This is a genomic window from Streptococcus sp. GMD6S (assembly GCF_000297015.1).
The window spans coordinates 1-506 of sequence record NZ_AJRH01000393.1; the positions used below are offsets into that span (position 1 = coordinate 1).

At 34.8% G+C, this 506-nt stretch carries 1 protein-coding gene; it reads right to left on the reverse strand.

What is annotated here, in order from left to right; genetic code table 11:
• Positions 1-506 (reverse strand): hypothetical protein (locus GMD6S_RS12920; RefSeq protein ID WP_000430717.1); only part of this gene is annotated, 506 nt, incomplete at both ends.

Below are 506 nucleotides of genomic sequence, written 5' to 3' on the forward strand. Positions count from 1 at the left end.
TGAATTTCTTCCAAACTCATCTCATTTGCTTCATCAAAGGTTAAAGATAAGATATCTTGGTGATTTTTCTTGAATTCCTCGATTGTCAGCCATGTTTTCTTGTCATCTTCACTAATTTGTCCATTAAAGATTGTGGCAATCTCAATGGCCATGATATAGAACGCTCTTTTATCAAGTGTGAGAAGTTCAAGATGGGTAGAGGCCAAACGTAAACAGTCTCCATTTTCGCGAAAATCTGTTACATAAGCATCTTCATAATCTAAATTTAGTTCTTCATCAATTTGTGAAAAAAAGCGATATTTTATCCCTTCTTGTATCGGAACATGCAACCAAAGTTCATCATAATCCTGTTTATCTAGTTTTAGATGAATGGCTATATCATTCCTATCTCTGATTTTAAGAAAACCAGAATAGGAGAGAGGGATGCCTTCTCCTTGATAATTTTCAAACCACATCCTTTTCGCTAGTTCCATGTAATCAAATGGAATTTCTTTGGTGTAATCGCC